At 48.3% G+C, this 25,413-nt stretch carries 15 protein-coding genes; 7 read left to right on the plus strand and 8 right to left on the minus strand.

Annotated elements, in window-relative coordinates; translation table 11 throughout:
• Positions 1–87: 87 nt before the first annotated feature.
• The 4 genes from GV64_RS23660 to radA form a co-directional block, all read right to left on the minus strand.
• Positions 88–669, minus strand: a complete 582-nt coding sequence (locus GV64_RS23660; protein ID WP_020580864.1) for a hypothetical protein — start codon at positions 667–669, stop codon at positions 88–90.
• Positions 670–950: 281 nt separating this feature from the next.
• Complete coding sequence (locus GV64_RS06800; protein WP_020580863.1) at positions 951–2,678, minus strand: FAD/NAD(P)-binding protein; 1,728 nt, start codon at positions 2,676–2,678, stop codon at positions 951–953.
• A gap of 1,308 nt (positions 2,679–3,986) precedes the next feature.
• Positions 3,987–8,420: an autotransporter outer membrane beta-barrel domain-containing protein gene (locus GV64_RS06805; RefSeq protein ID WP_020580862.1), complete on the minus strand. Its 4,434-nt coding sequence runs from the start codon at positions 8,418–8,420 to the stop codon at positions 3,987–3,989.
• A gap of 266 nt (positions 8,421–8,686) precedes the next feature.
• Positions 8,687–10,060 carry a DNA repair protein RadA gene (gene radA / locus GV64_RS06810; RefSeq protein WP_020580861.1) on the minus strand — a complete coding sequence of 458 codons (1,374 nt, stop codon included), beginning with the start codon at positions 10,058–10,060 and terminating at the stop codon, positions 8,687–8,689.
• Positions 10,061–10,339: 279 nt separating this feature from the next.
• Between radA and GV64_RS06815 the strand changes: the two genes are divergently transcribed.
• Together GV64_RS06815 and GV64_RS06820 are read left to right on the plus strand one after the other, a co-directional pair.
• Positions 10,340–11,089, plus strand: a complete 750-nt coding sequence (locus GV64_RS06815) for a class I SAM-dependent methyltransferase (RefSeq protein ID WP_020580858.1) — start codon at positions 10,340–10,342, stop codon at positions 11,087–11,089.
• A 103-nt stretch (positions 11,090–11,192) separates the two neighbouring features.
• Positions 11,193–11,786, plus strand: coding sequence for a molecular chaperone TorD family protein (locus GV64_RS06820; protein WP_020580857.1), 594 nt, complete (start codon positions 11,193–11,195; stop codon positions 11,784–11,786).
• A gap of 181 nt (positions 11,787–11,967) precedes the next feature.
• Here GV64_RS06820 and ydiJ read toward each other — a convergent pair whose 3' ends face one another.
• Positions 11,968–15,036: a D-2-hydroxyglutarate dehydrogenase YdiJ gene (ydiJ, locus tag GV64_RS06825; RefSeq protein ID WP_034844562.1), complete on the minus strand. Its 3,069-nt coding sequence runs from the start codon at positions 15,034–15,036 to the stop codon at positions 11,968–11,970.
• Positions 15,037–15,198: 162 nt separating this feature from the next.
• Positions 15,199–15,771, minus strand: coding sequence for a DUF4202 domain-containing protein (locus tag GV64_RS06830; protein ID WP_020580855.1), 573 nt, complete (start codon positions 15,769–15,771; stop codon positions 15,199–15,201).
• A gap of 144 nt (positions 15,772–15,915) precedes the next feature.
• On the opposite strand from GV64_RS06830, the gene GV64_RS06835 reads away from it, so the two are divergent.
• The 3 genes from GV64_RS06835 to GV64_RS06845 all read left to right on the plus strand — a co-directional run bounded on the left by GV64_RS06835 (position 15,916) and on the right by GV64_RS06845 (position 19,962).
• Entirely contained in the window at positions 15,916–16,590 is a 675-nt protein-coding gene (locus GV64_RS06835) for a Rossmann-fold NAD(P)-binding domain-containing protein (RefSeq protein WP_020580854.1), read from the plus strand.
• A complete protein-coding gene (locus GV64_RS06840; RefSeq protein ID WP_157236885.1) occupies positions 16,583–18,217 on the plus strand; it encodes a VRR-NUC domain-containing protein in 1,635 nt (544 codons plus the stop codon). The genes GV64_RS06835 and GV64_RS06840 overlap by 8 nt, the downstream gene beginning before the upstream one ends.
• A gap of 110 nt (positions 18,218–18,327) precedes the next feature.
• Positions 18,328–19,962, plus strand: a complete 1,635-nt coding sequence (locus GV64_RS06845) for an N-acyl-D-amino-acid deacylase family protein (protein WP_034844106.1) — start codon at positions 18,328–18,330, stop codon at positions 19,960–19,962.
• Positions 19,963–20,021: 59 nt separating this feature from the next.
• On the opposite strand, the gene GV64_RS06850 is transcribed toward GV64_RS06845, so the two are convergent.
• Positions 20,022–20,543, minus strand: coding sequence for a hypothetical protein (locus tag GV64_RS06850; RefSeq protein WP_020580851.1), 522 nt, complete (start codon positions 20,541–20,543; stop codon positions 20,022–20,024).
• A 180-nt stretch (positions 20,544–20,723) separates the two neighbouring features.
• Positions 20,724–22,391: an energy-dependent translational throttle protein EttA gene (ettA, locus tag GV64_RS06855; protein ID WP_020580850.1), complete on the minus strand. Its 1,668-nt coding sequence runs from the start codon at positions 22,389–22,391 to the stop codon at positions 20,724–20,726.
• A 384-nt stretch (positions 22,392–22,775) separates the two neighbouring features.
• On the opposite strand from ettA, the gene GV64_RS23665 reads away from it, so the two are divergent.
• Complete coding sequence (locus GV64_RS23665) at positions 22,776–23,882, plus strand: ADP-ribose pyrophosphatase (RefSeq protein ID WP_020580849.1); 1,107 nt, start codon at positions 22,776–22,778, stop codon at positions 23,880–23,882.
• 222 nt (positions 23,883–24,104) lie between these two features.
• Entirely contained in the window at positions 24,105–25,370 is a 1,266-nt protein-coding gene (gene glyA / locus GV64_RS06865; protein WP_020580848.1) for a serine hydroxymethyltransferase, read from the plus strand.
• Positions 25,371–25,413 lie beyond the last annotated feature (43 nt).

Raw genomic sequence — 25,413 nt, forward strand, 5'->3', positions numbered from 1 at the left:
ATCAATTCACAAAGGCTATGCCGGAAGTTGAAGCAAAGGCTGAGGGTAATTGACCCAAGAATAAATGTGAATAGGTTGGATATATTTCTAGTGGTTAGTTTTTTCATAAGCCGCAATTTTTATCAGCTTTTTATTTTCTCCGAAAAGATAGCTAAGTATGATTTCTTGCGGGGTGTCATAAATGTAGACAAAGCGGCCATCGGGGTTATAGTCCTCATGCTGTGGTTTGCCCATGCATGAAACAACATCTTCTGACGTTGTTTCCCCAACGGGGAATTTGGCAACATTGTCAGGGCATTGAGTATCACTGAGCGCGTTATCCGTTGTAGCTATTTCAAAATCAGCGGCATCTAAACCCGCTTCTTTAAATGTCAGTAAAAACTGGGTTGTGCTGTCCGATGTTTTCATAATCCACATTTCCCGCCATGTACGAGAACCAATGTCTCCAACAGGCTGTTGAATAACGAACTTTAATACATCGGCGCTTTTGACTGGAGCTCCGGTGATTTCTTGTAAGCCTGCCGTAGCGTCCGAGATCAGTTGTTGATTCGCTAGAGAGCCTTCCCTGGAAAACCCGGCCTTTATTTCAGAAACAGGCTTCAGTTCTTGAGTCGTTTTACAGCCTGTTAACAACGCTAAAGCAATGGCCAGCACAGTAATATATTTCATGTACAGCTCCTTCATATAGTACGTATTATTGTTGGAATATAACGTTAAACACGTGGATTTTGCTTTGGTACAGTTTCTATGAAACTGATCCGAAGGGATGAGCTACAGCGGATTATTTATTGGTGGTTAATCTAAACCACGCTCAAATATTTTTGAGAATATTGTGATCATGCCTTTTTCAGGAGTGTCCACTGAAACGGGCGGGAGATAACGGGTGGAGAGGAGAAGCCCCGGAACGAACTGGAACCATTTGTTAGCTGATTCGCCTCATTTGTTGCAGTTTACAGTTTAATAACTCTTTGCTTGGCTCTTTGATAAGCCCCTGAAGAATCAGGTACATTTTGTGCGATTTCTAAAAGTTCCCCAAGTTTTTTTGAGACCGCATTTTTCCCCGAGACTTCACTTCGGTCGCGAAGCTCTCCAGTATTAATCAGGAATGCTCCCAAACGCCCCCGTCTTTCTATAGCATCTCCTGAGGTCATCGGGCCAGATAAGTATACATTATCTACAGTTTCTCCATTCTCGGAAATCATTCTTCCGAAACTATCCACTTTCACCCCCCCCAGAAAGTGACTTGAAGCATATTTATTCTTAAGCAGATTCACCCATAGCTCCTGTACTAGTTCTGGCTTGTAAGTCTGATTATCACCCGTAGCATTAATCAGTACCGCACACTTCTTTGAAGTTCCTCCAAACGACTCAAGTTCATAAGTAACTCCGTCAGAATCACATTCAACCCTAACAAAATTATCTTTAAGAAATTCACACTGACCAGAATCTTGCTGACCCTGTACAAAATCATATACCTTCGGAATAACCCCAACTCGATGAGTTCCAATAGCACTTTTATGGGTTTGAAGTAAGTACTTGGATGTTTCCGGATTCAGCTTGGCAACGAGTTCAGAAACGAACGGTTCAGCTCCTTTCATAAGATTTTCGAGATGTACGCCTTGATTTACATCAGGTGCAAGCAGTGTACGATCCCTCAATTCTCTTTTAATGTATTCAATCACCCACTCTTCAATTTCTGATGCCTTAGTTTCCTTATTGACCAGATCAAGAAAATCGGGACGTTTAGCTTTACCTACCTTATGGGAATGTTCTTTATCATAGCGGTAGTGAATATTACACTCCCTTGAAATACAGTAAATTTTCCCTTTAAAGCCCTGAAAGCGAAGGGCAATTACTGCGTCAAATGCGCTTAAACCTGTACCAATAACGACTGCATCGCCATGAGGCTGCCTGGTTTCTGATAGGCTCTTGATTTGCTCGTAGGATTGAGGGTTGTAAATGGAATGGATGTATCTCTCAGACGTTGACTTAATAAAACCCAAAGGTTTTTTCGTCAGTTGAATGCCTGTGGCAACTATAGCTGAATGGTACCCACTCTCTTTTTCTCTGTTGCTGGTTTTAATAAGAACACGACCTTCGTCTGGCTTAAGATTTACAACTTGCTCCTGTTTCCAATCAATAACCGATCCAGGTGGAGCATGCACCAAAGCTTTATTGAGATAATGACTGATATACTTTTGATATTCATGACGAGAGATGTCATTTTGTTTGTTAACACACTCTACAGAGCAACTTCGGAGTTTGCTAAGATATTCCACACAGTCTTCAGGATGTTGGCGGTCTATCGTTAGGCGATGGGGCTGTATATTGAGATAATGTCCTTTCAGAGCACTGTCTCGCCCATAAGCCAGACCACCACACCTTTGTGCAGCAGCTTCACGCTCATATATTGTGACTTTTGTCGGTACACCGTATTGAGAGGATGCCTTTAAACTATTAGCAGCACTGATTGTACCGGAATAACCTCCACCAATCACAACAATTTGGTGAACTGCCATATATTTAAAATTACTTCCACCTACTTTGATATCATCTTGGGCAACTCTATGACTAACAGCATATTTGAGGGGATTGCCACCTATTTTGATATCATCTTGGGTAGTTCCTCTCTGTAAGAATAAAGATGGTGATTGTAGCAATGTACTATCCGTATTCATGGTTTTACTTCCTCCTTGATGCAAACTGTTTACATTGCGACCATATAAAGCAAAATAGATAAAAACCTAATAAATCAAACAAACGACCAAGTAATATCTCGCTTAAATCGATTATCCTCTTTGACTTAAATTAATTGGAATAGTTCCTAGCGGAGGTAGTGTTGACAACAACATCAACCTAAACTACTGCATATCAAATGCTTCTGCACACTATTCTCTTTATGCTTCCAGCTTAATAGCCATGATGCGAAAAGCATTGGTAAATGTGCGATGTTTTTCTTTAATTCGAATCATTGAATTACTTTGCTTTGGGTTAAGCAAGGTGTCCGTTTTATCGGGGCAAGATCATGCGAAGCAGCGTGAAATTTGTCCTGCCAGCGCGCTGGCGAACTGGCTTGGCTTGTTAGCTATTAATACTTAGCATTTGATATACAAAGTAACTAGGAATACACAAGATTGTAAAAGTAATAACAAATGGCATGCATTTAGCGATTACCCGCCTCTTTCTACATAGAGTCACGATATCGTCATCACCAATTCTTGCGATAGTTTCAAGATCAAATGGTAACTCAGAAATACCGCTCATGCATCCCTCCCGAGCATCATAATAGGAAGATATATTTAAAAGCGTACTTGGTGTCTTAAAAAATTCTTTATCCGTAGGTGGCTGTAAATACTTGTAATGCCTAATTTGCATTAGAAACGTAAGCTTGTGCATATACTGTGCAGACAAAACAATCGTAATTATCAAAGGTGAAATTAGAATTAAGTAGATCATTATTAGTAGCTAACATTGTATTAGAACTCAAACGAGTAATATTGGATATTGGACTCACATGAGATATACCCCCGATTCACCTTTCTTATGGACTCAGGTGAGATATATTACCCTTCATGCAGGCTTAGTAACTGTCTGATAAATAAGCCTTTTTATAATATATCTCCAATATCTCGGAGTAATACTCCAGGTAAGTCTTTTGTCCCTGACTGAAAATCACAAGAGCCACTGTGATAGACACCATGAATCAACAGACAATGATGTTCCTGTGTTGTTCAGGGCATCGGTAAGTAACTCACAAATCTTGACTAACTGCAAAGACGCTACCGCCCGTAGATTTGCCCTGATCATATAATCATCAGGGGGAGCAGGGTTCCTGATAGCTCAGAGTGTCTTGATAAAGCTGAACTATTGTACAGATCAACTCTTTAAAACGACTATAGTCTTATATCAATAAAACCGGATTACCCAATAGAAAACGCCCGCAGAAGCGGGCGTTTGCGGTTTAGCAGAGCGTTAGCCGTTAGCTTTTAGAAATCATAACGGATATTGGCCAGCCAGGTATCGGCACTGAAGTTGGAGTTCCAGTTCCTGTCGTAGTTGGCAGACAGACTGACGTTGTTGTTTAACCAGTACTGCACACCCAGGCCCGCCTGATAGTTGGTCTGTTCCGGCTTGGCACCGGTGGTAACAAAGCTGTTACCGGCACCGGTCAGGAAGCGGGCAGCGGTATCACCCCGGTCGGCAGCAAAGTCGTGCCAGGCCATTAGGTTCACTTCTGGAATCAACAGGCCGCGTTTGGTATCGATTGCAGTCATTGCCCGCAGGCCGGCACCCAGTTCCACCGTTTCAATACGCTGATCCAGCACTTCCATATTCAGTGGCTGTAGGGTGTAGTTGTTGGTATCCACACGGCTGTAGTTAAAGGCCACCTGTGGCTCAACAATGGTGTCATTGTCGTTAAAGGCGAAGGTTCGGCCAGTGACCAGACGCAGGGCTACCTGGGCGGCATCGCTGTCGGCGGTGGACTTCACGTTGGCGGTGTATTGCTCAATATCGGAACGGCTGACACCGAAGGCGATACTGCTGTCCATAAAGTAGTCCTGCTGACGCCAGCTGCCGTACGCGGTGAGCAGGTAACTGTCGGTTTCACTGCGGTTGGCGCTGCCTTCCACATCGGACTTGGTGACACCGTAGGTCACCGCCAGGCCTGCAGTGAGGGTGTCGCTCAGGTCGGCATCAGCACCAATGGTAAAGCCACGGGTGCGGTAGCTGTAACCGTCGAAGTCATTGCCCTGATACTGAACCGCATCCTGGTCACCATCAGACGCAAGGGCCTGCATCCAGAGTGAGCCGGGCTCGATGTTGTCACCAGAGCTGACCCCGCTGACGCTGCTGCGGAAACCGGCAATACGCTTGAACACGGCACCCAGGGTTTCGCTCTGGGCGGCCTGACTGGCACCGACAACGCCGGAGGAGTCTGGCACCATCTCTTCAGCAATGGCGGCCAGTTCTTCCGCGGTTTCTGCCTGTTCAATGGCCTGACAGATGGCATTACATTCACCACCAGAGCTGGCGATGTATTCCTGCATGTAGGCATCGATAACCTCAACTTCGTTACCGGTGGCGCCAACACTTTCAATAACCTGACCAAAGTCGTTGGTAGCGACAGTAACGCTGAGGCTGTCTTCCGTTACTTCTGCCAGCTCGGCTGTAATAATTGCAGAGCCGGACTCTACGGTTACACCGTTGTTATAAAGCGCACTACCAGACAGTGCCAGATAATCAACAGGGTCCAGATTTACCTCAAGGTTTTGCGATGCGGTGATAATCAGGCGGCTGTCGCTGCTCAGGTAGATTTCACCTTCTGTGCTCAACATGGCTTCTTCAGGTTTTGTATCATTGCTGATATTCAGGCTGAGAGCACCTCCATACAGGTTAAGATAGCCTTCAAAACTGCGGGCTTCACCGGAGACTGTCAGGTTGCCACTGGATTCAATATTGATGAAATCGGCACCATAAATATTGCCATCCAGCGTGGTAACACCGTCGACATAAATCCCCTCGATATCGTGCAGATCTCCGGTGATGTTGCCTCCATCGATATACGCGCTGTCGCCACTATCTTCGGAGCTACCCCAAATATTACCGATGATCTGTCCGGCTTTCTGTACCAGAGTCAATGGTGCAAAGGCATTTCTGTAATCGATAGCAGTGACCGTTTCACCGTCATTACCACCCGAAATTGAGCCATAGTTTTCAACAGAACCATCATGATCAACACCAAAGCTGGTGTAGATCGCTGCACCCTGATCCGAGCTGATGGTGCCGGTATTGAGGATGTCCCCACTCAGCTTGCCGTTGATGTGGATGCCCTGGTAGTCGCCATTGATTGAGCCTTCGTTAAGAATATTGCCATTAACCTGGCTGTTCTCAACGGCAATACCCGTGTCGCTTGCACTGATGGTTCCGGTGTTGACGATGTCATCAGTCAGAATACTTTCATAAACATTCAGGCCATAGCTGGCATTGATAATACCGGCATTACCCAGGCCCACCACCTCAACAAACTCAAGGCCGATACCGTAGGAATCTTCAGCGGTTGCGTTAATCACACCGTCCTCGTCATTGACAACAGAGCCAATGGATAAAGGGGCGGTTTCCTCCAGTGGTACTGGACCCGGAGGGGGAGGAGGTGGGGGAAGGTCTTCTGCCGCGCGCACTGGGCCAAAGTCTGGATAGCCGGAAGCTAGAATGCCTTCACTAGCATTGAGGGTACCGTTGTTGTAAACGCCTGTGGTCAACTTGCTACCACGGATGTCAATAGCAGCTCCGTAGTCGGCAGAGACATTTATGGTTCCCTGATTGGCAACTGTACCGGCTTGTGTGGTATCAAGCTGAATACCCACCCAATCAGCATTGATCGTGCCTGTATTGACAACCCCATCGGTCAGAGTACTGAGCATGGCCACGATTCCGGATTCTGCATTGATCGTTCCGGTGTTGGCCAGGCTTTCCCCAATCACTGCAAAGGCACCAATGCCAGGCCCGTAATCTGCCGTAATGACACCATTTTCATCGTTGGCGATGAAGCCGACTTGAACCGTTTCTTCGGGTGAGTAGCTCACGGCAATAATACCGGGGCCATCCGACGTAATCTGACCATCATTGTAGATGCCATCGGTGAGGTTACTGCCTGAGGAATATATACCTAAGCCATTATGAGCAGTAATGGAGCCAAGGTTAACGATACCGGTTGCCTCAACTCCCATTAACGAGATGCCATCTCCATCAGCTTCAATCAGGCCACTGTTAGTTATATTGCCTTCAATGGTGCCGTTTTCGGCATAAATGCCTACCCGGTCAGCAACGATTTTACCCAGGTTCGATATGCTGCCGATGACTGAATGGTCGATATCAATGCCTGCTTCGGTGGCATTAATAACGCCATTTTCACCATTGATGATACTGCCTACATAGGATGGGGTAATGGGGCAGTCATCGTATTCTTCGTCACACTCGCCATAAGCCGAGACAAAAATACCACTGCCATCGAGATACTCTGATGCGGGCTCATAGTCACCCACGGGGTATTCAATGTAGGCCCCATTGGCAGTTATCTGACCATCGTTGCGTATGGTGCCTTCTACCACGGCAGCATCGAGATAAATGCCCGAACCTGCGGTGGTTGTGATAGAACCACTGTTACTGATGCTAGCCGCAGAGGAGGAGTCTACGTAGATACCATCCCAGAATTCAGTGACGGTAATGGTACCCTCGTTGACGATATCGCCAACATCGGAGCCATCCACAACAATGATGCCTTCTCTTGATGTGGTAATGAGGCTGTCGATACCTATATTACCAACCGTCCCATCGACAATGGCGTTTTCAATCAGAATACCGAAAGTTTCTCCTCTATCGGTATTGGTTACAGAAACGTCGATAGTCCCTGTGTTGATGACATTGCCTTTGACGTGAGCGGCAACACTATCATCTTCTTTTCCACGCCACTCGCTACCAATATAGATACCACCGAACCGGTCATCCTGAAGCTGTGGCTCTTCCGGGGCTCCATCTGTGACTGTGATGTTTCCAGTGTTTATAACACTGCCACTGATAATTGAGGTCGCTATCTCCTGATCTTCGCTCCCTCCGGGTGCATCAAGAGGCATGGCGTTGGTGATCTGGATACCGAACATGCCCCGTCCAGCATACTCTTTACCACCGGTGCCCAGGTTAATGTCACCATTGTTGACTACTGCGCCCAGAACTCCTTCAATCTCCTGTGTGCCGGTAATTTCACTTTTGGAAATCAATATTCCGGAGTTCTCCCCTGTAATGGTGCCATTATTAATGACTCCTTCCTTAATGACGGCATCATTTAGCAGAATGGCGTCGTAGACTGAGTTTTCAGCACTGCCAATCGTACCGCTTTCGGTGTTGATGACGCTTCCATAGACAATGGTGTCGTCAACCAGCAGGAAGTCATCAGTGAGTTGACCACTGTTAATGATATCTCCGCCGATATCGGCATGTTCAACCTGCATGTAAGTGGCGCTGCCTGCATTGAGTACATCGCCATCCACGGTCAGCAGCTCTTTAGGACCCGATAAACTAAATGAGGCTTTGTGCACATCATGATGGCTGATATCACCCTGATTGATAACGCTTCCCTGTATCCAGCCTTCTCCGACGTCACCCGCTTCTATTTTCAGAAAACTCAGGTCAGTGGCATTGGTGATATCACCGGTGACAATACCTTCAACTTCGATATGGTTAACGTTATCGGGAGTGGTTATCGAAATGTCACCACAGTCGGTGCCATCATCAACGATAATTGTATTAACACCATCAACATTTTCTGGGATACAGGCTGCTGCTGCGCCCATGGAATAGGTGTGTAAAACGGCCACAACCGCTGTGCTTAGCAGCGATTTCCGGAAGAGATCGTTCCTGTTCATTATTGTACTCTTTGATTAGACGTCCATAGTCTCAGCGCCACACTACGCTTGGATTTACTGCCTATCCTGGGCAAACGACAACGGCGGGGGGTTAAGCGATGCGGAACATTTTACTGAATGCTTACGATAAAGCCATAGAAATATGATGTATTTTGATATTTTTTGGTAAGTATTGTTTGTGTTGGCTATCTGACTTAGTTAAAAGCTGGGAAGAGGGGCTGATTATATAGCGAAAACGGCCGAATTTCTCCGGCCCTTTCTTGTGATCAGATAGCTTCCAGTGCTTCCGATAATTTTTTCACCGCAATCACTGTCAGACCTGGAATCGGCTTTCTTGGCTGATTGGCTGCTGGAACAATGGCCCGGCTGAAGCCATGTTTGGCCGCTTCGATCAGACGCTCCTGACCATTGGCCACTGGACGAATCTCTCCTGCCAGCCCAACCTCACCAAAGGCGATCAGATCCTGTGGTAAAGGGGTATCCCGAAGGCTGGATACCACCGCCAGCAGGCTGGCCAGGTCAGCACTAGTCTCTGTGATCTTTACACCGCCCACCACATTAAGAAACACATCCTGGTCACTGGTAAAAATGCCACCATGGCGGGTCAGGATGGCCAGCAGCATGGCTAAACGGTTTTGATCAACACCCACCGTCACACGACGGGGGTTTCCTAGTTGAGAGTCCACCACCAGACCCTGTATTTCGACCAGTAATGGGCGGGTACCTTCCCACAGTACTGAAATGATACTGCCCGAGGTTGCTTCCTGGGTTCTGGACAGGAAGATGGCTGACGGATTTTTCACTTCTTTCATGCCCGTTTCGGTCATGGCGAAAATACCCAGCTCGTTCACCTGACCAAAACGGTTTTTGGTGGCCCGCATCATTCGGAAGCGGGAATCATCAGTATTGCCCAGCATGATCTGGGTATCGATGATGTGGGACAAGGTCATTGGACCAGCCAGCGAGTTGTCTTTGGTGACATGGCCAACAATCAACAATACGGTGCCGCTCTGTTTAGCATAACGTGTCAGAAATGCCGCAGACTCTTTCACCTGACCAACGCCACCGGGAACGGAGTCCACCCCGTTCATATACATCACCTGAATGGAGTCAATAACGATAATGCCAGGTTTTTCCTGCTCGGCTACCGCTACGATATTTTCTGCCGAGGTTTCCGCCAGCATTTTCAGGTTATCAGTGGGCAATCCCAAACGCTGGGCACGGGCGGCAATCTGCTGCAGTGACTCCTCACCAGAGACATAAAGGGCATTCATGGACTGGGCAACATGACAGAGCACCTGTAGCAGGATGGTACTTTTACCGGCACCCGGGTGACCACCAATCAGCACGGCACTGCCTTTGACAAAACCACCACCGAGCACCCGGTCAAACTCTGTCATGCCACTGGAAAAGCGAGGTGCTTCTTCAACATCCACTTCGCTGAGGGTTTTCAGCTCAGAGAGGGTACCGGCAAAACCGGCCTTGTTGCTGGCGGCAATGGATGGAGAGGCTGCTGGACCGAGGTTAACCTCTTTGTAGGTATTCCATGCCTTGCAGTCTGGGCACTGCCCCTGCCATTTGGCCGCTTCGCTGCCGCATTCGGTACAGACGTATGCTTTTCTGGATTTTGCTTTTGCCATGAAGAGTCTATGCGTAAATAGAGTCAGTCTAACTGCTCAGCCAGCTGCCTGACAAACCTTCTGTTTTGAACCACGGAGATCACAAAGTTCACGAAGAAAAGACTTTCTTTTTTCATGAGGCCTTGAGCCTTAATGATTCAAAGATACTGTCTGTAAGGAGAACCAAAAAGTTATTCTTTTCTTATTGGGCTTTGTGCTCTTTGTGGTTCCAGCCTTCAGCAGGCTAAATTTCAGATTTCTGCGATACTTTACGGTCAGGTAGTAAAAGGGTTTGCGAACATGAGTCATTTCTTCACGCCTGATGATTACGCCATTGCGGTGGCTGAGTCACCCGTTGCCAAATATATTTACACCCCTTATGTAAAAAGTGTGTTCATGAAGCACCCGGTGAATTCCGTATTGGATCTGCGTTGCAGTGAAGGTTTCTTTTCCCGCCTTGCCCTAGTAGCAGGGGCAGAGTATGTGGTGGGCGTCGATCAGTGTCCGGCGATGCTGGATCGGGCGATACAGTTGAATGAGTCTGGTGGCCTTGGTATTGAGTTCAAGCAGGCGGATCCAACGTCATTGCGACTGGATCGATCATTCTCTACCGTTTTTGCCTTCTGGCTGACTTGTCGGCTGGCCAGCCTTAGTCATTTAAGGGAACTGGCAGAAACGCTCTCTTATCATACGTCACCGGGCGGTTACAGTTATCTGCTGGCCATGGATTCTGAGCGTCATGCTCGAGTACAGGAGAATTCATTGTCACCGGATGACTGCTATGGAAAAAAAGTAGACTCTGTGGAAAACCTTCAGGATGGTGATCCCTTCGAATTGACCATTCAGGTGGGTGAGACTGAAGTACATTTTACTGATTATTGCTGGTCTACTGAAACCATTGCACAATGCCTTGAAGAGGCAGGTTTTGCCAAAGTGAATGTGCTTTATCTACCGGTTTCCGAAGAAGGGATTAAGGCAAAAGGTGAAGACTACTGGACTGGTTATCAGGCTGACCCTTTTGTGGTTGCTATCGAGGCGTTCCGGGAGTAATTGTTCATACTCGCTGAACCTTTTCGGTATTACTCCATATACTCAAGAAAACAGCTCACCACTATAGTGGTATCCATACGTTCTATATTCAGGAAGCGCTGAGTTGTCTGCTGTTGCCGTTCTGCCCAGAATGCTGGGAACCCTGTTTTACTATTCGCCAAACTCTGAGGAAGCAAAGGGGGTCATCTCTCAGCTTTCTGATCTGCCAGATCTTCTGGACTGGCAGAATCCATCGTTGATTGAGGATGCTGCAGATCATATGGGCTCTGTTGAATCTGTCAATCTGTTGTATCAATTCTCACTGCTGTTTGAAGGCCAGGGTGCCATGGCTGCACCACCCTGGGGGTCTGTGTACCTGGACAGAGAAAACCTGCTGCTCGGTGAAACCGCTCAAGCTTATCGCAAGTTTCTGATCTCACACCAGGTTGAGTTGGATACGGATTTGAATGAGCCGGAAGATCAGTTTGGCCTTATGATTCTGGCCATGGCTTACTTTATGGAAACGGAAAATGACGATGCGGTGGTAGAACTGCTGGGCACTCATCTGCTGCCATGGTCAGGTCGTTATCTGGAGTTGCTGGCTGAAGCGGATGAAAGTGGTTTTTATCGTGCACTGGCGGTGGTGGCTGATGAGTTCCTGAAGGAAGTCTCTGAAGCATACGAAGTGACAGCAGAGACTCGTCAGTTATACCGATAAGCCTTTTGTTTGAAGCACAAAGACAACTCTTTGTGTTCTTTGATTTAAAACCTCGCTCCCATGCCCAGCGTGGGAGCGTAGCTGGGGGACTTTCCGTACCTTAACGGCATGGATTCCCACGCAGAGCATGGGAACCAGAAAAGCTTTTTTCTTTTCTCCGTGCCTTTTTGGTGAAAGGCTCTTAAACCGCTGATTGCTGTTTCATCACTTGCAGAAGGGCCTGTACCGGGTGTGGAATCTTGCCATCCCCATAACGCTTCACCTGGCTCCGGCAGGAATAACCAGTGGCAACCAGTCTGCCGCTGTTTTCAGGATTCTGGACAACATCTTTCCAGCTCATATCATAAAGCTTTCGAGCCGTTTCCTGATTACGGGTTTCATGGCCATAAATACCTGCCATGCCACAGCAGCCAGTAGCCTTATACGTAAGCTGCAGGCCCAGGTCTTTGTATAACTGCTGCCACTGAGAAGGGGCTGCAGGTACATTAGAGGTTTCTGTACAGTGCCCCAGCAGAATAAACTCTTCTTCGGCTATGCCTGAAAGATCCATTTGCAACTGACGTAATGTTTCTGACTGCTGAGCGAACCATTCGGACAGCAGAAGCACTTCAGGAGACTCTTCTCCCATCACTTCTTTGTACTCATCCCGATACGTCAGCGTGACAGCCGCATCAATACCCATCAGGCTGATACCGCTATCAGCCAGTACCTTCAGCTCCTGCCCATTGGTTTGGGTGATTTTTTCAAATCGGCCAAGGAATCCATAGACATGGAGCACCTTACCATTGGGTTTATAAGGTGCGATCAAGGGGCGATAACCCAGGCGGATCAGCAGCTCCACCAGATCCGTAAGCAGTGGTGTTTCAAAGAAACTGGTGAATGCGTCCTGAATAATGATGACGGTTTTATCCCGCTCACTGTCGGGTATCGCATCCAGCAATGTACGGTTAGCGATGGCAGCACCCGCACGACAACAGTCGCTGGTTGGCGATGAGCTGGTAATCGCGGGAATATCCTGCAGGCCAATGGTTTTACCGGCAATGGTGTTTGCCACTGACCAGCCCATGACCAGATTGTAAGCAGGCTTGAATTTTGCCAGTACGGGCAGCATGGGTTCCAGCAGGCCCGCTATGTGGTGCTTGACTGGCCTTGGGTAGCGACCATGATACAGTTCAAAGTAGCGTGAGCGAAGATCCGGAATATTCACCTGAATCGGGCATTGGCCTGCACAGGATTTACAGCTCATACAGTTATCCAGTGCACCGTAAACCTGATGGCTGAAGTCTTCTTCACCCCGCCATTTGTTCACCAGGTTAATCAGCTTCTGACCGCCGTTATGCAACGGGCCTGCCTGACGAATGGTCTGGCTTTCACTGGCAATATCTGCACCAGCGGCAGTCTGTAACCGCAGCCATTCCCGCACAAGGCCAGATCGGCCTTTCGGGGATTGAATCCGGTCATAGGTGGCCTTCCAGGTGGGACACATAGCGCTGTTGGGATTGTAGTTAAAACAGGCGCCGTTACCGTTACAGTAAAGGCTGCTGGTGAAGGCTTCAAAGGCATTACGGTCGATGTCGCGGTCTTGTTGACCCCGGGTAGCCACTTCATCAATTTTAAGTAGCTGAACAGGTTCAGGCAGGGTAGCGGGTGTCGCAATCTTGCCGGGGTTTAACTGATTGTACGGGTCAAATACCCCTTTGATTTCCTGAAGCACTGGATATAGGTCCGCAAAAAAGTCCGGTGCGTATTCAGAGCGAACGCCTTTGCCGTGTTCCCCCCAGAGCACACCGCCATGGCTTCTGGCCAGTGCTGCAACTTCATCACTGATTATACGAACCAGTTTCTCCTGCTCCGGATCTTTCATGTCAATGGCAGGACGAACGTGTAGAACACCGGCATCCACATGGCCAAACATGCCATAAGTGAGTTGATAGCGATCCAGCAGTGCACGGAATGCGAGGATAAAGTCAGCGAGATTTTCCGGAGGTACGGCAACATCCTCTACAAAAGGTATGGGTCGTGCGTCGCCTTTCATATTGCCCAGCAGCCCAACGGCCTGCTTACGCATATTCCAGATCTTTTTGACGTTGCCAGTCCCCATAACCACACTGTGGCCAGCACGCCAGATACTGACTGGCTTTTCTAACTCTGCTTTCAGGCGATCGATACACTGCTGAATTTCCGCTTCATCGTCGCCGGTAAATTCAACAAAGTTAATGCCGTCGATATCGTCGCTTTGTTCGGGGAAAAAATCTTTGACGCTTTCCCAGACACTGTCAGACTTTGCTAGCCCAAGTACACGGGAATCAATGGTTTCAATGGAGCCGGGCTCTGCTGCCATCAGTGCCTGGGCATCTTGCAGGGAGTCCTGAAAACTTTTGTAGAAAACCAGAACCAGGGCAGACTGCTTGGGAATAGACAGCAGATTAACTTTAATTTCACTGATTATGGCCAGAGTGCCTTCTGAGCCACAGAGGATCGCGTTCAGGTCGTGCTGATTATCTTTATTTACAATATTGGCCAGATCATAGCCCGTCAGATTGCGATTCAGGTGTGGAAATACTTCAGACACTCGTTGTTTATGTTGGCTGTGTGTCTTTTTCAGCGTGTTATAAATCTCACCAATACGGTCTGGTCGCTGACACAATTGTTCAAGTTGATCGTTATCGACAGGTGAGGAGTTCCATACCGTGCCATCAGCAAGTACTGAGGTCAGCTCAAGTACATGGTGACGGGTTTTGCCATACACCACAGAACCCTGGCCACTGGCATCGGTATTGACCATGCCACCAACGGTTGCCCGGTTGCTGGTGGAGAGTTCTGGTGCAAAGAAGAGCCCTTCCTTAGCAGCTAACTCGTTGAGATAGTCTTTTATTGCTCCGGATTGAACCCTGGCCCAGCGCTCTTTGGTATTGATCTCCAGTACCCGATTCATATAGCGGCTGGTATCGACCATAAAACCTGAAGTGAGTGACTGCCCGTTGGTACCGGTGCCACCACCACGGGGAGAGATGACGATCGAGTGAAAGTCAGACTTATTGGCAAGGGTGAGAATCTTGCTGATGTCTTCCGTTGAGCGAGGGAAGAGTACTCCCTCTGGAAGTACTTGATAGATGGAGTTATCCGTTGCCAGAACGGTCCGGTCGGCATAGCCCAGTTCGATATCACCGGTAAAGCCTGCAGAGGCTAATTCCCGGGCAAAGTGACTATATAAGGTATTTGTTGTTTTCTGATCCAGCCTGCTGATCACAGCTTTACTCCCCATCAATCCCGGCAGCTATTGTACGTAAAGCAGGAGAGGTAGGGAATAAAAGGTCATTATCCGTTGCCCGCCACCCGTTGCCAGTAAAGCGTATGTCTTATTTTTCGGGCTGCGGGAAGCGGTCAACGGGTGGCGAAGTGTTAACGCCCCCTAATTACCCGCCAATGCTTCTTGAAGAATTTTCAGGTCAGGCTCTGAAAATGGCAATTCCAATGCTTTCTGCTGAGCCTGTTCAGACATTTTTTTCCAGGTTTTCTGGACAATGGATATCACCTTGTCTTTGGGGTATTTTGTGGCAAAGGCCGAAAAGTCCCGGGTTAAAAAGACCAGGCAGGCGCAATCTTCCAGAGTCTGGGCATCTGCATTACGCTTGATGCCCTGCTTGCGGATGATTGCCGACGTTTGTGCACAGCTTTCTTCTGAATAACCGTTACTGGCCATGATTTTACTGGCTTTTCGAGCATGCAGTTTACCCAGCTCGGTGCGCCATTTCAGGTAGCCGGTGCGTCCTTCAGGATATTCTGAGCGGGGGATCTCCCAGCGGCAGAGGTGTTGACTGCGAACGGCGATCTGCAACTCTTCAGAAGCATCTGGAGCCAGCTGTTGTAACCAGTGCGTCATTTGCAGGGCATAGCTTAACTCTGCCGGGGTACCGTCAATGATCTTTGGGTCCATCCCATGAAGCTGGTCAATGGCGGTTAATGTTTCTGCAAGCCTGGTCATAAACTGCGATCCTGTTCTTATGAAAGTTGTTATGAAAATCGTTATGACGCACTTTTTACTTGATTTGCCTGACGATTTCGACTGGTATTTGTGATTCCATAGGTTGTTCTTCTGGTTGATTTACTGAAGAGTCGGGTGAGAAAAATGAGTAAAGAAAAGCCCCCAAAGATTGCCATGGTGGTTGGTGCAACCGGAGCCACCGGGCAGGTGTTGATGAAATATCTGCTGGAGTGTGATCGCTATTCTAAGGTTATCGTTCTGCATTATCGAACAACACCATGGTTGGACCACCCAAAGGTCAGAGAGATTGTGCTGAGTCTGGGTCAGTTAAAGGAACTGGAAACCAGCTCAACCGTCGATGCCCTGTTTTGCTGCCTTGGAACTACTATCAAAAAGGCTGGTTCCAAATATGAGTTTGCCAGAGTTGATCGTGATTATGTTCTGGCACTTGGGCAGTGGGCCGCAAATCATGGACAGCCATCATTTCATTTGATCAGTGCCTATGGGGCTGATGGAGGGTCAATGGCCTTTTATATGAAAGTCAAAGGTGAGACAGAGCATGGTTTGAAGCAGATGGGGTTACGCTCTCTTTCTATCTACCAACCTTCGCTTTTGCATGGGGAGCGTGATGAGTTCCGGTTAATGGAATCTGTCGGTTATTATGTGATGTCTCTGTTAGGCAGTCTGCCTGTTTCCGGATTGAAAGTACTTCGCCCTACCCGGATAGAAGCTCTGGCGAAGTTGATGTACCAGCAGTCGTTACTGGATGTGTCCGGCTTGCAGGTGCTCCGTCCTTCAGATATTGCTGCCTGTGAATAGAGAGGCTCCGTTGCAGGCACCGGTTGTATTACCTGAAGACTATTACCTGACCAATTTTCAGAAGCTGCTTGGTTTTGTTGAGCAGCGATATGCTGATCTGTTGAATTGCAGCGAAACTGATTTTTTAAACACGTTCCAGCTACTTGAGGAAGATGCCCAGAAGCTCTATGTGCGATTGGCGAGTCGGAAAGGCCCGGTGTTTCGAGCGGATAAACTGAATTATCCGGAAATTACATCGATTGAGCTGGCAGTTAATGAGTTGGTTGGTGCTGGTTTTATACAGGTTAACCCACCGCTGGACATTGTCTTGCTGTCAGATCTTATTACCAAAAGTGAGTTGTTACTCTGTTTTCCTGACCAGCTTGAGCCTTACCGAAGAGAACGTAAGCAGACTCTGGTAAACCGACTTGTTGATAGTGGTGAAGCCTGCCTTGATCTTCCATTTACCACACTTCAACCTCTGTATATGGAAGAACTGAGAACCTTATTGTTCCTGTTCTTTGGTAACCTCAGTCAGGATTTGACGGAGTTCGTACTTCAGGACTTAGGATTGACTCGCTTCGAAAATTACCCGCTAAAATCCCGGCTGTTCAATCGCCGCGAGGAGCTGGAGCAGGGGTTGAGTCTGTCACAGCTCTGGCAGGAAGTTGCCTATGACAATAAGAAACTTGATCTTGATGAGCTGCAAACTCTGGTCACTAAATTACCTTCATCGTCTGATTTCATCCATCCAACACTGAAGCGTCGTTATGCTCGGTTGGTGAATGCCATTGCCCGTGACTTGGAAAGACAGGGTGCATTGCGGGAGGCAATAGCTTGTTTTCAGCAATCCTATTTGCCACCGTCCCGGGAACGGCGGACTCGCATTATGGCCAAGCTTAATGATACTGATGGGGCTCTGTCTCTTTGTGAAGAGATAGAGGCTTCACCGGCCAGTAGTCTGGAGCTGGCTTTTGCCCATCGGTTTTCCAAAACCCTGATGGGGGAAAAACGCAGGCGGCAAAGTGCGCGTTTTAATGAACGGACTCTAGAGCTTAACGACAACGGGCAGCGGGTTGAGTTTCAGGTTCAGGAGTATTTCAGAAACCAGGGGTGGCAGGTGTTTTATGTGGAAAATGCCCTGATAAACGGACTCGCTGGCCTGTGGTTCTGGGACATTATTTTCGCCGATAGGGATGGGGCTTTTTTTCACCCGTTTCAAAGTGGGCCGGCAGACCTGATGACCCCTGATTTTTATCGGAGTGGTAAGGGGGCGATTCATCACAGGCTGTCATCAATGTCGGAAAGCCATCTTCTGGATACCCTGCTGACAACCTATAATGAGAAGCACGGAATCAATAATCGGCTGGTTATCTGGCCTGCACTCAGTCCGGAGCTGATTACCCTTGCCGTATCGTTGATACCGTTAGAGCAACTGCGTGCCATGTTTCAACGGCTGATGTTTGATATTGCCCATAACCGAACCGGGTTTCCGGATCTGATCCTGTTTGATGTGGAAAATAAAAAGTACCAGTGGGTTGAAGTGAAGGGCCCGGGAGATCGGTTGCAGGAAAACCAGAAGCTCTGGCTGGCGTTTTTTTTGGAGAATGGAGTTCCGGCTGAGGTTGTTTATGTGAGCTGGTCATAGCAGTACTGCTTGTTTTTTCTTCGAAATGTTTCTCTTCTTGACTACGCTTTGAATACCGTTAGGGTGAACGGTTAGCTATATCAGATAGCTCTTGGAATACAGAGGTAAATATGGGCACAGCACCCGATAATAAAAATAAGCTCTTGCTGCAAAATGGCCTGCTGATCGATGGCACAGGCACCCCGGCTAGAAAAGCGAATGTATTGATGGAGCAGGGACGGTTGTGGGTGCTTCATCCCGGAGAGAAGGTCGCTGATGCCGCCACAATTGATTGCACAGACAAGGTGATCGCTCCCGGCTTCATTGATGTTCATAGCCATATGGATTACTTCGCCATTGAAAATGCGCCGGAACATTTTGACCCATTTATTGCCCAGGGCATCACAACAATGGTGGTGGGGAACTGTGGCTTCAGCCCATTTGGTTTTAAGTGCAATACCCCTCATCAGCACCTGATAGAAAACTCGTTGTTTAAAGAAGGTCATGGAGAGATAACCTGGCACAGCTTTCAGGGCTATCAACAGCGTATTCAGGGGCATGGCTGTGGTCCTAACCTGGTCAGTCTGGTTGGCCATGGCGTCTGTAGAACTTCACTCAATGGTTTCAGTGCAGATCCACTGTCTTCCTGTCAGTCGCATGAAATGCTGGTGATGCTGGATGAAGCCTTGTCTCAGGGGGCGGCAGGGATATCTCTGGGGCTTCAATACAAGCCGGGTGTCTTTTCCAGTAAGGAAGAGTTACGGGCTGTTGCCCAGTTGGTAAAAAAACACGACAAAGTGCTTACGGTTCACGCCAAGGCTTATTCCAGCCTGTCCGGCACCTACCCAATGAACCCGTTTGGCAAGGCTCATAACCTGCGGGCCATTGATGAAATGCTGGATCTGGCCAGGGAAACCGACGTTCGGCTACAGTTTTCTCATCTGATCTTTGTAGGGGAAACAACCTGGGGTACGCTGGATGAAGCTATCGCGAGGTTCGATAAAGCTATTGCCGATGGGGTTGATGTAAAGTTTGATATGTTTCCCTATCCTTTTGGCGCCACCCTGCTCAACACGCTCTTGCCGGAGTGGGTGATGGCCAACATGCCCGGAATATTAAAAAAGCCCCTGCCCATGTTACGGTTGCGGTTGGAAGCCTGGTTGGCATTCAGAACACTGGGGCTTGGTTATGACTGTATACAGATCAGTGATGCCAGTTGCCTTGCTTATGAAAAGTATAATGGGTTGTTTATTACCGAGATTGCCAGCAGGGTAGGGAAATCACCCTTTGAGGTGATGGTGGATATTCTTGACCAGTCCAATGCGGAAGCCAGGATGATTATGCATAAATATTACGGCCCGCAGATTGTGGAAAAGCTGATGACACATCCAGCCGCCATGTTTATGACGGACTCCTGGCCGGAGCCATCCGGTGTTGAAAACGCCGCTACGTTTGGCGCCTTTCCCCGTTTTCTGCAGATTGCACGGGAGACGGGCAATATATCGCTGGAAACACTGATACATCGCATGACAGCACAGGCAGCTGAACGGTTTGGTATTGCCGAGCGCGGTTGTATTCGAGATGGTTTTGTTGCCGATGTAGTGGTACTGGACTGGCAGCAGGTAAGGGATAATACAACTCGTGACTTATGTGATGCGCCACCCAGTGGTATTGAACATGTCTTTATTAATGGTGTACCCGCCAGACTGGATGGAAAGAAATATACATCAGCTCAGACAGGCGAATGCCTTGCTATGTCATTGTAAGAAAAGGAGTACTGGTGATAGTTGGAGCCAGTCAGCAGACGGCTCCGTATGCCAAGAAACTATTCTTTGTCTTGGGCGATAACTTCGTTATTTTCATCCGTTGTCAGCGTCAGGTCTTTCATAAATAAAACCATGGGTGAACGCTGATCCAGTTCTAGAGTGATCTTGCAGTTATCTGAACAGTTACCGGGTACGATTTCAAAGGTATCCATTGCGGGGCTGTTCCAGGCATGCCCGTGAACTTCATGACCTGAAGCGATGGGCTGATCATTGAAGTAGATATTAACCAGTGTCTCGGCACCCCATCCAGCCCAGGTGAATTTCGCGTAGACTTTTTCATGCCCATCCAGCTTTACCGGAAAGCTGACTTTTCCGCCTGCAGACGTCAGTCTCCAGGAGTTATAAGCAAAGTCATAAGCAAACTCAGAGCTGTATTCCGGCTGACCGGTAAACGCGCCTGATACCTCATAAGCATTCAATTGGTTATTGGAAATACTGGCTGAGATTTTGCCGATTTCTTCAGCGAATGCAGATGACAGGTTGCAGATGAATAGCAAAGATAAAACCCGATACAACTTCATAAAATACTCCCAACATTACGGTTAGTGATGGTGAAGTGGGATTTCCGTATACAACGCACAGCTTTCAGGTGCTAACTAACTGTCCATTCAATAATGGAGTCGGGTTTGAATATAAAGTTCATTGGGAAGGAGAAAAGAAAGGAGTGACTACCCGGGAAGGGTAGTCACTGATTAGCTACATCATGCATCAATACGCTTGTACTTAATACGGTGAGGGCCAGCGGCTTCTTCACCCAGGCGGGCAACGCGGTCTGCTTCGTACTCGGTGTAGTTACCTTCAAAGAAGGTGACTTTGGAGTCGCCTTCGTACGCCAGAATGTGAGTGGCGACACGATCCAGGAACCAACGGTCATGTGATATCACCATGGCACATCCCGGGAAAGCCAGCAGGGCTTCTTCCAGGGCTCGCAGGGTTTCTACGTCCAGATCGTTGGACGGTTCGTCCAGCAACAGTACGTTACCACCGTCTTTTAATGTAGCGGCCAGTTGGAGACGGCCACGCTCACCACCGGAGAGTTCACCGACACGCTTCTGCTGGTCACCACCTTTGAAGTTGAAGCGTCCAATGTATGCACGGGACGGTACTTCATAGTTGTTGATTTTCAACATATCCTGACCATCGGAAATCGCTTCCCAGACGGTTTTCTTGTCGTCCAGCTCATCACGCAGCTGTTGAACGTTGGAGATCTTGACGGTATCACCCAGTTCAACGGTTCCGGAATCCGGTTGCTCCTGACCAGTGATCATCTTGAACAGGGTGGACTTACCTGCACCGTTACCACCGATAATGCCGACGATGGCACCCTTCGGAATGCTGAAACTGAGGTTGTCGATCAGCAGGCGGTCACCAAAGCCTTTGGACAGGTTATTGACTTCAATAACCTTGTCGCCCAGACGTGGACCGGGTGGAATGTAGATCTCATTGGTTTCGTTACGGGTCTGGAAGTCCTGGGACTGCATTTCTTCAAAACGTGCCAGACGAGCCTTGGATTTTGACTGACGGCCTTTGGCATTAGAGCGAACCCATTCCAGTTCATGCTCCATCGCCTTGCGGCGGGCATCTTGTTGCTTCTGTTCCTGCTCAAGTCGCTGTTCTTTCTGTTCCAGCCAGGAACTGTAGTTGCCCTGGTAAGGAATACCTTCACCACGGTCCAGTTCCAGAATCCAGCCGGCGGCATTATCAAGGAAGTAGCGGTCGTGGGTAATCGCTACGACGGTTCCGGGATACTCAACCAGGAAACGTTCCAGCCAGGCAACGGACTCGGCATCCAGGTGGTTGGTGGGTTCGTCCAGTAGCAGCATTTCAGGGCTGGAGAGCAGCAGGCGGCAGAGTGCAACACGACGGCGCTCACCTCCGGAAAGGTTTTCAATTTTTGCATCCCACTCTGGCAGACGCAGGGCGTCCGCTGCGACTTCCAGCTTGCGCTCCATATTATGAGCATCAGCAGCTTGAATGATATTTTCCAGTTTGGCCTGTTCTGCAGCCAGTGCATCAAAATCCGCATCCGGTTCCGCATAAGCGGCATAGACTTCGTCCAGACGTTGCTGGGCAGCCTTCAGCTCACCCAAAGCCTCTTCAACCACTTCGCGAACGGTTTTATCCAGGTCCAGCAGAGGCTCCTGGGGTAAATAACCAACATTCAGATCTGGTTGAGGGCGGGCTTCACCGTCAAACTCTTTATCCACTCCGGCCATGATTCGCAGAAGGGTGGATTTACCCGCGCCATTCAAACCCAGGACACCGATTTTTGCACCTGGGAAAAAGGAGAGGGAGATATCTTTTAAAATCTGACGTTTCGGGGGAACGATTTTGCTCACCCGGTTCATGGTGTATACGTACTGAGCCATGTCTCTGGGTCTCTGATTCTATAAAGGTTAATCGATGGAAGATACTGGATGCCCATAGCCTTGGCAATGGTTTACAAGCTGTGCTGCTACCAAGATAGCTTCTACTGTAGGGTTTGGTGCTGTTGAAATAATTTTTATAGCCTTTTGCTTTTAATAAGCATCTTTGTATGTTTTTTATATCATGAGAGTGTTAGCTGATGGCATTTTGCACAGAGCATGAAATGCTCAAGACAGGCTTGTATCGGAGTATGGCCATTTTAACTCAGGCCGGTATTCTTTGAGTTTCTGTGAACTGACTGTTTAAAAAGCATTGGTATAACCCTCAAGGTTTTTTTGATTAAGTCGCTGGAAAACTGTTGGGGCAGAATAAAATGAGGCAAGGGAATGTCTGGGATTGTTGAGAGATATAAGGGGTTTGTAGAGGCCTATAGGCAGAGGCACGATAATTGTAACCCTGGCTTTTTCAAGTGTGCAAAATATGCGCTGAAGGCATTTTTTGGCTACTCAGTCAAAGTGCATGATGCTGGAAAACATATTATCAAAGGCCCCGGTAATAGTAATACTCCAGCTGCAAAAGGTTTGGATTCAAGGATGGTTGCGGGTATGAATGAACACTCGGTTTGTCGGGACCCCATTGAGGCACCGGAAGGTTATCATCGTGTAGGCGTCCCTGATGATAAAGTGAGCTGGAATAGCCCCTTTGAAGACTATAAACCTTCAGAATATAACGCTGTCTCTGTTCTTAGACAGCCTGTCTGGGCGGACCCTCTAAAGCCCAAAGATGTTAATTGGAAAGACAAGGCTCATCAAAGTCATCTTGGTGAAATAAAATTTGATCAAACCGGGATGCCTTTGAACCCCAAAGGACGAACTGGCACTGAAGGGCGAGGCCAACTTGGAAAGTGGGGGCCAAATCATGCGGCTGATCCGATTATTACCCGTGATGGTCCGGATGGTTCCTACGAACTGCTGCTGATTAAACGAGGGGATAATGGCCAGTGGGCTTTGCCAGGAGGTATGGTTGATCCAACGGATGAGAGCTTTTCAGCCGCAGCTATTCGGGAGCTGGCCGAAGAAGCGTTGAATTCTCCTGAAGTACTGGATGATGATATCAAAAGCCAGCTTGCCTCGCTGGAAGATCAACTAAAACGAAAGGGTAAGACAGATAAAGAGATAGAGACCAGGATTACTGGGCTCAGGAATAAACTGGTCTTTGAGAAATTAAAAGATTCCCCCGGCTTTCAACAACCAGAAGAGGTATATAAAGGTTATGTGGATGACCGGCGCAATACGGATAATGCCTGGATAGAAACGGCGGCCTATCATACACATATCGAAGGGAGTAACCCTTACCTTAATAAGCCGGAAGCCGGTGATGATGCGGAACATGCCCAATGGGTCGAAGTGACCCCGGAGTTGGTCAATAGCTTGTACGCTAGTCATCCTGACATTGTGAAGAATGTTCCACGTATTAAAGAGATCTGTGCCTAGACTGGATGGCATAGGTTGGTTTCGCTGGGATGAGTTGATGGCTTCATCCCGTTTTTTCTAATCTGGATGCAAATACCTTCCGTATATGCTTATAAAGCTATTCAGCCACCGCTCATAATGACTATGAAGGATTTTCACTGCAGATTTACTTAAAGCTGTATTAGAATAGCGCCTCACCACCGACATCCAGGCATTTTACAGGCAACAACCCAGAGGTAATGAATGTTCACAAAGGACATGACCATCGCTGAATTTGATCCGGAGCTGAAGGCGGCTATTGACGCGGAAACCCTGCGTCAGGAAGAGCACATTGAGCTGATCGCTTCCGAGAACTATGCCAGTCCACGAGTTATGGAAGCTCAGGGCAGCGCACTGACTAACAAATATGCAGAAGGCTATCCGGGCAAGCGTTATTACGGTGGCTGTGAACACGTTGATGTAGCCGAACAGCTGGCAATTGATCGTGCCAAGGCTCTGTTTGGTGCAGGCTACGCCAACGTTCAGCCTCATTCCGGGTCTCAGGCCAATGCCGCTGTTTACATGGCTCTGTTGAAGCCGGGCGATGTGGTTCTGGGTATGAGCCTGGCCCATGGCGGACACCTGACCCATGGAGCCAAGGTTAGCTTTTCCGGTCGTATCTACGACGCAGTTCAGTATGGTCTGAATACTGAAACCGGCGAAATTGATTACGACGAAGTTGAGCGTCTGGCGCTCGAGCATAAGCCCAAAATGGTTGTCGCTGGCTTCTCAGCCTATTCCCGTGTGGTTGACTGGCAGCGTTTCCGTGATATCGCCGATAAAGTAGGCGCTTACTTGCTGGTGGATATGGCTCATATTGCCGGTCTTGTGGCTGCTGGCGTTTATCCTTCTCCCGTAGGTATTGCTGATGTCGTGACCACGACCACTCACAAGACGCTGGGAGGACCACGGGGTGGTCTGATCCTTGCCGATGAAAATGAAGAGCTGAACAAAAAGCTTAACTTTGCTGTCTTTCCAGAGTCTCAGGGTGGTCCTCTGTGCCATGTGATTGCTGCCAAGGCTGTCTGCTTTAAAGAGGCGATGTCTGATGAGTTCAAAACTTATCAGGCTCAAGTGGTAAAGAATGCTCAAGCAATGACCCGTGTAATGATGGAGCGTGGCATTAATATCGTTTCCGGTGGCACCGATGATCACCTGTTCCTGATGGATCTGATCGGCAAGGAGTACACCGGTAAAGATGCTGAGGCAGCCCTGGGTCGTGCCAATATCACCGTGAACAAGAACGCGGTTCCTAATGACCCACGTTCACCTTTCGTGACCAGCGGCCTGCGTATCGGTACCCCGGCGATTACCCGCCGAGGCTTTAACGAAGAAGATTCCGCTGCACTGGCTGGCTGGATCTGTGATGTTCTGGATGCACTGGGTGATGGTTCCGGTGACGAACAGGCTGAAGCAGAAGTGAAAGGCAAGGTTCTGGAAATCTGCTCACGTTTGCCAGTTTACAAGTAAGTTCACACTCTAATACGCCCTGATAAAGTACTATCGGGGCGGC

Origin of the sequence: Endozoicomonas elysicola (genome assembly GCF_000710775.1) — a bacterium.
In the GTDB taxonomy this organism is placed as follows: domain Bacteria; phylum Pseudomonadota; class Gammaproteobacteria; order Pseudomonadales; family Endozoicomonadaceae; genus Endozoicomonas; species Endozoicomonas elysicola.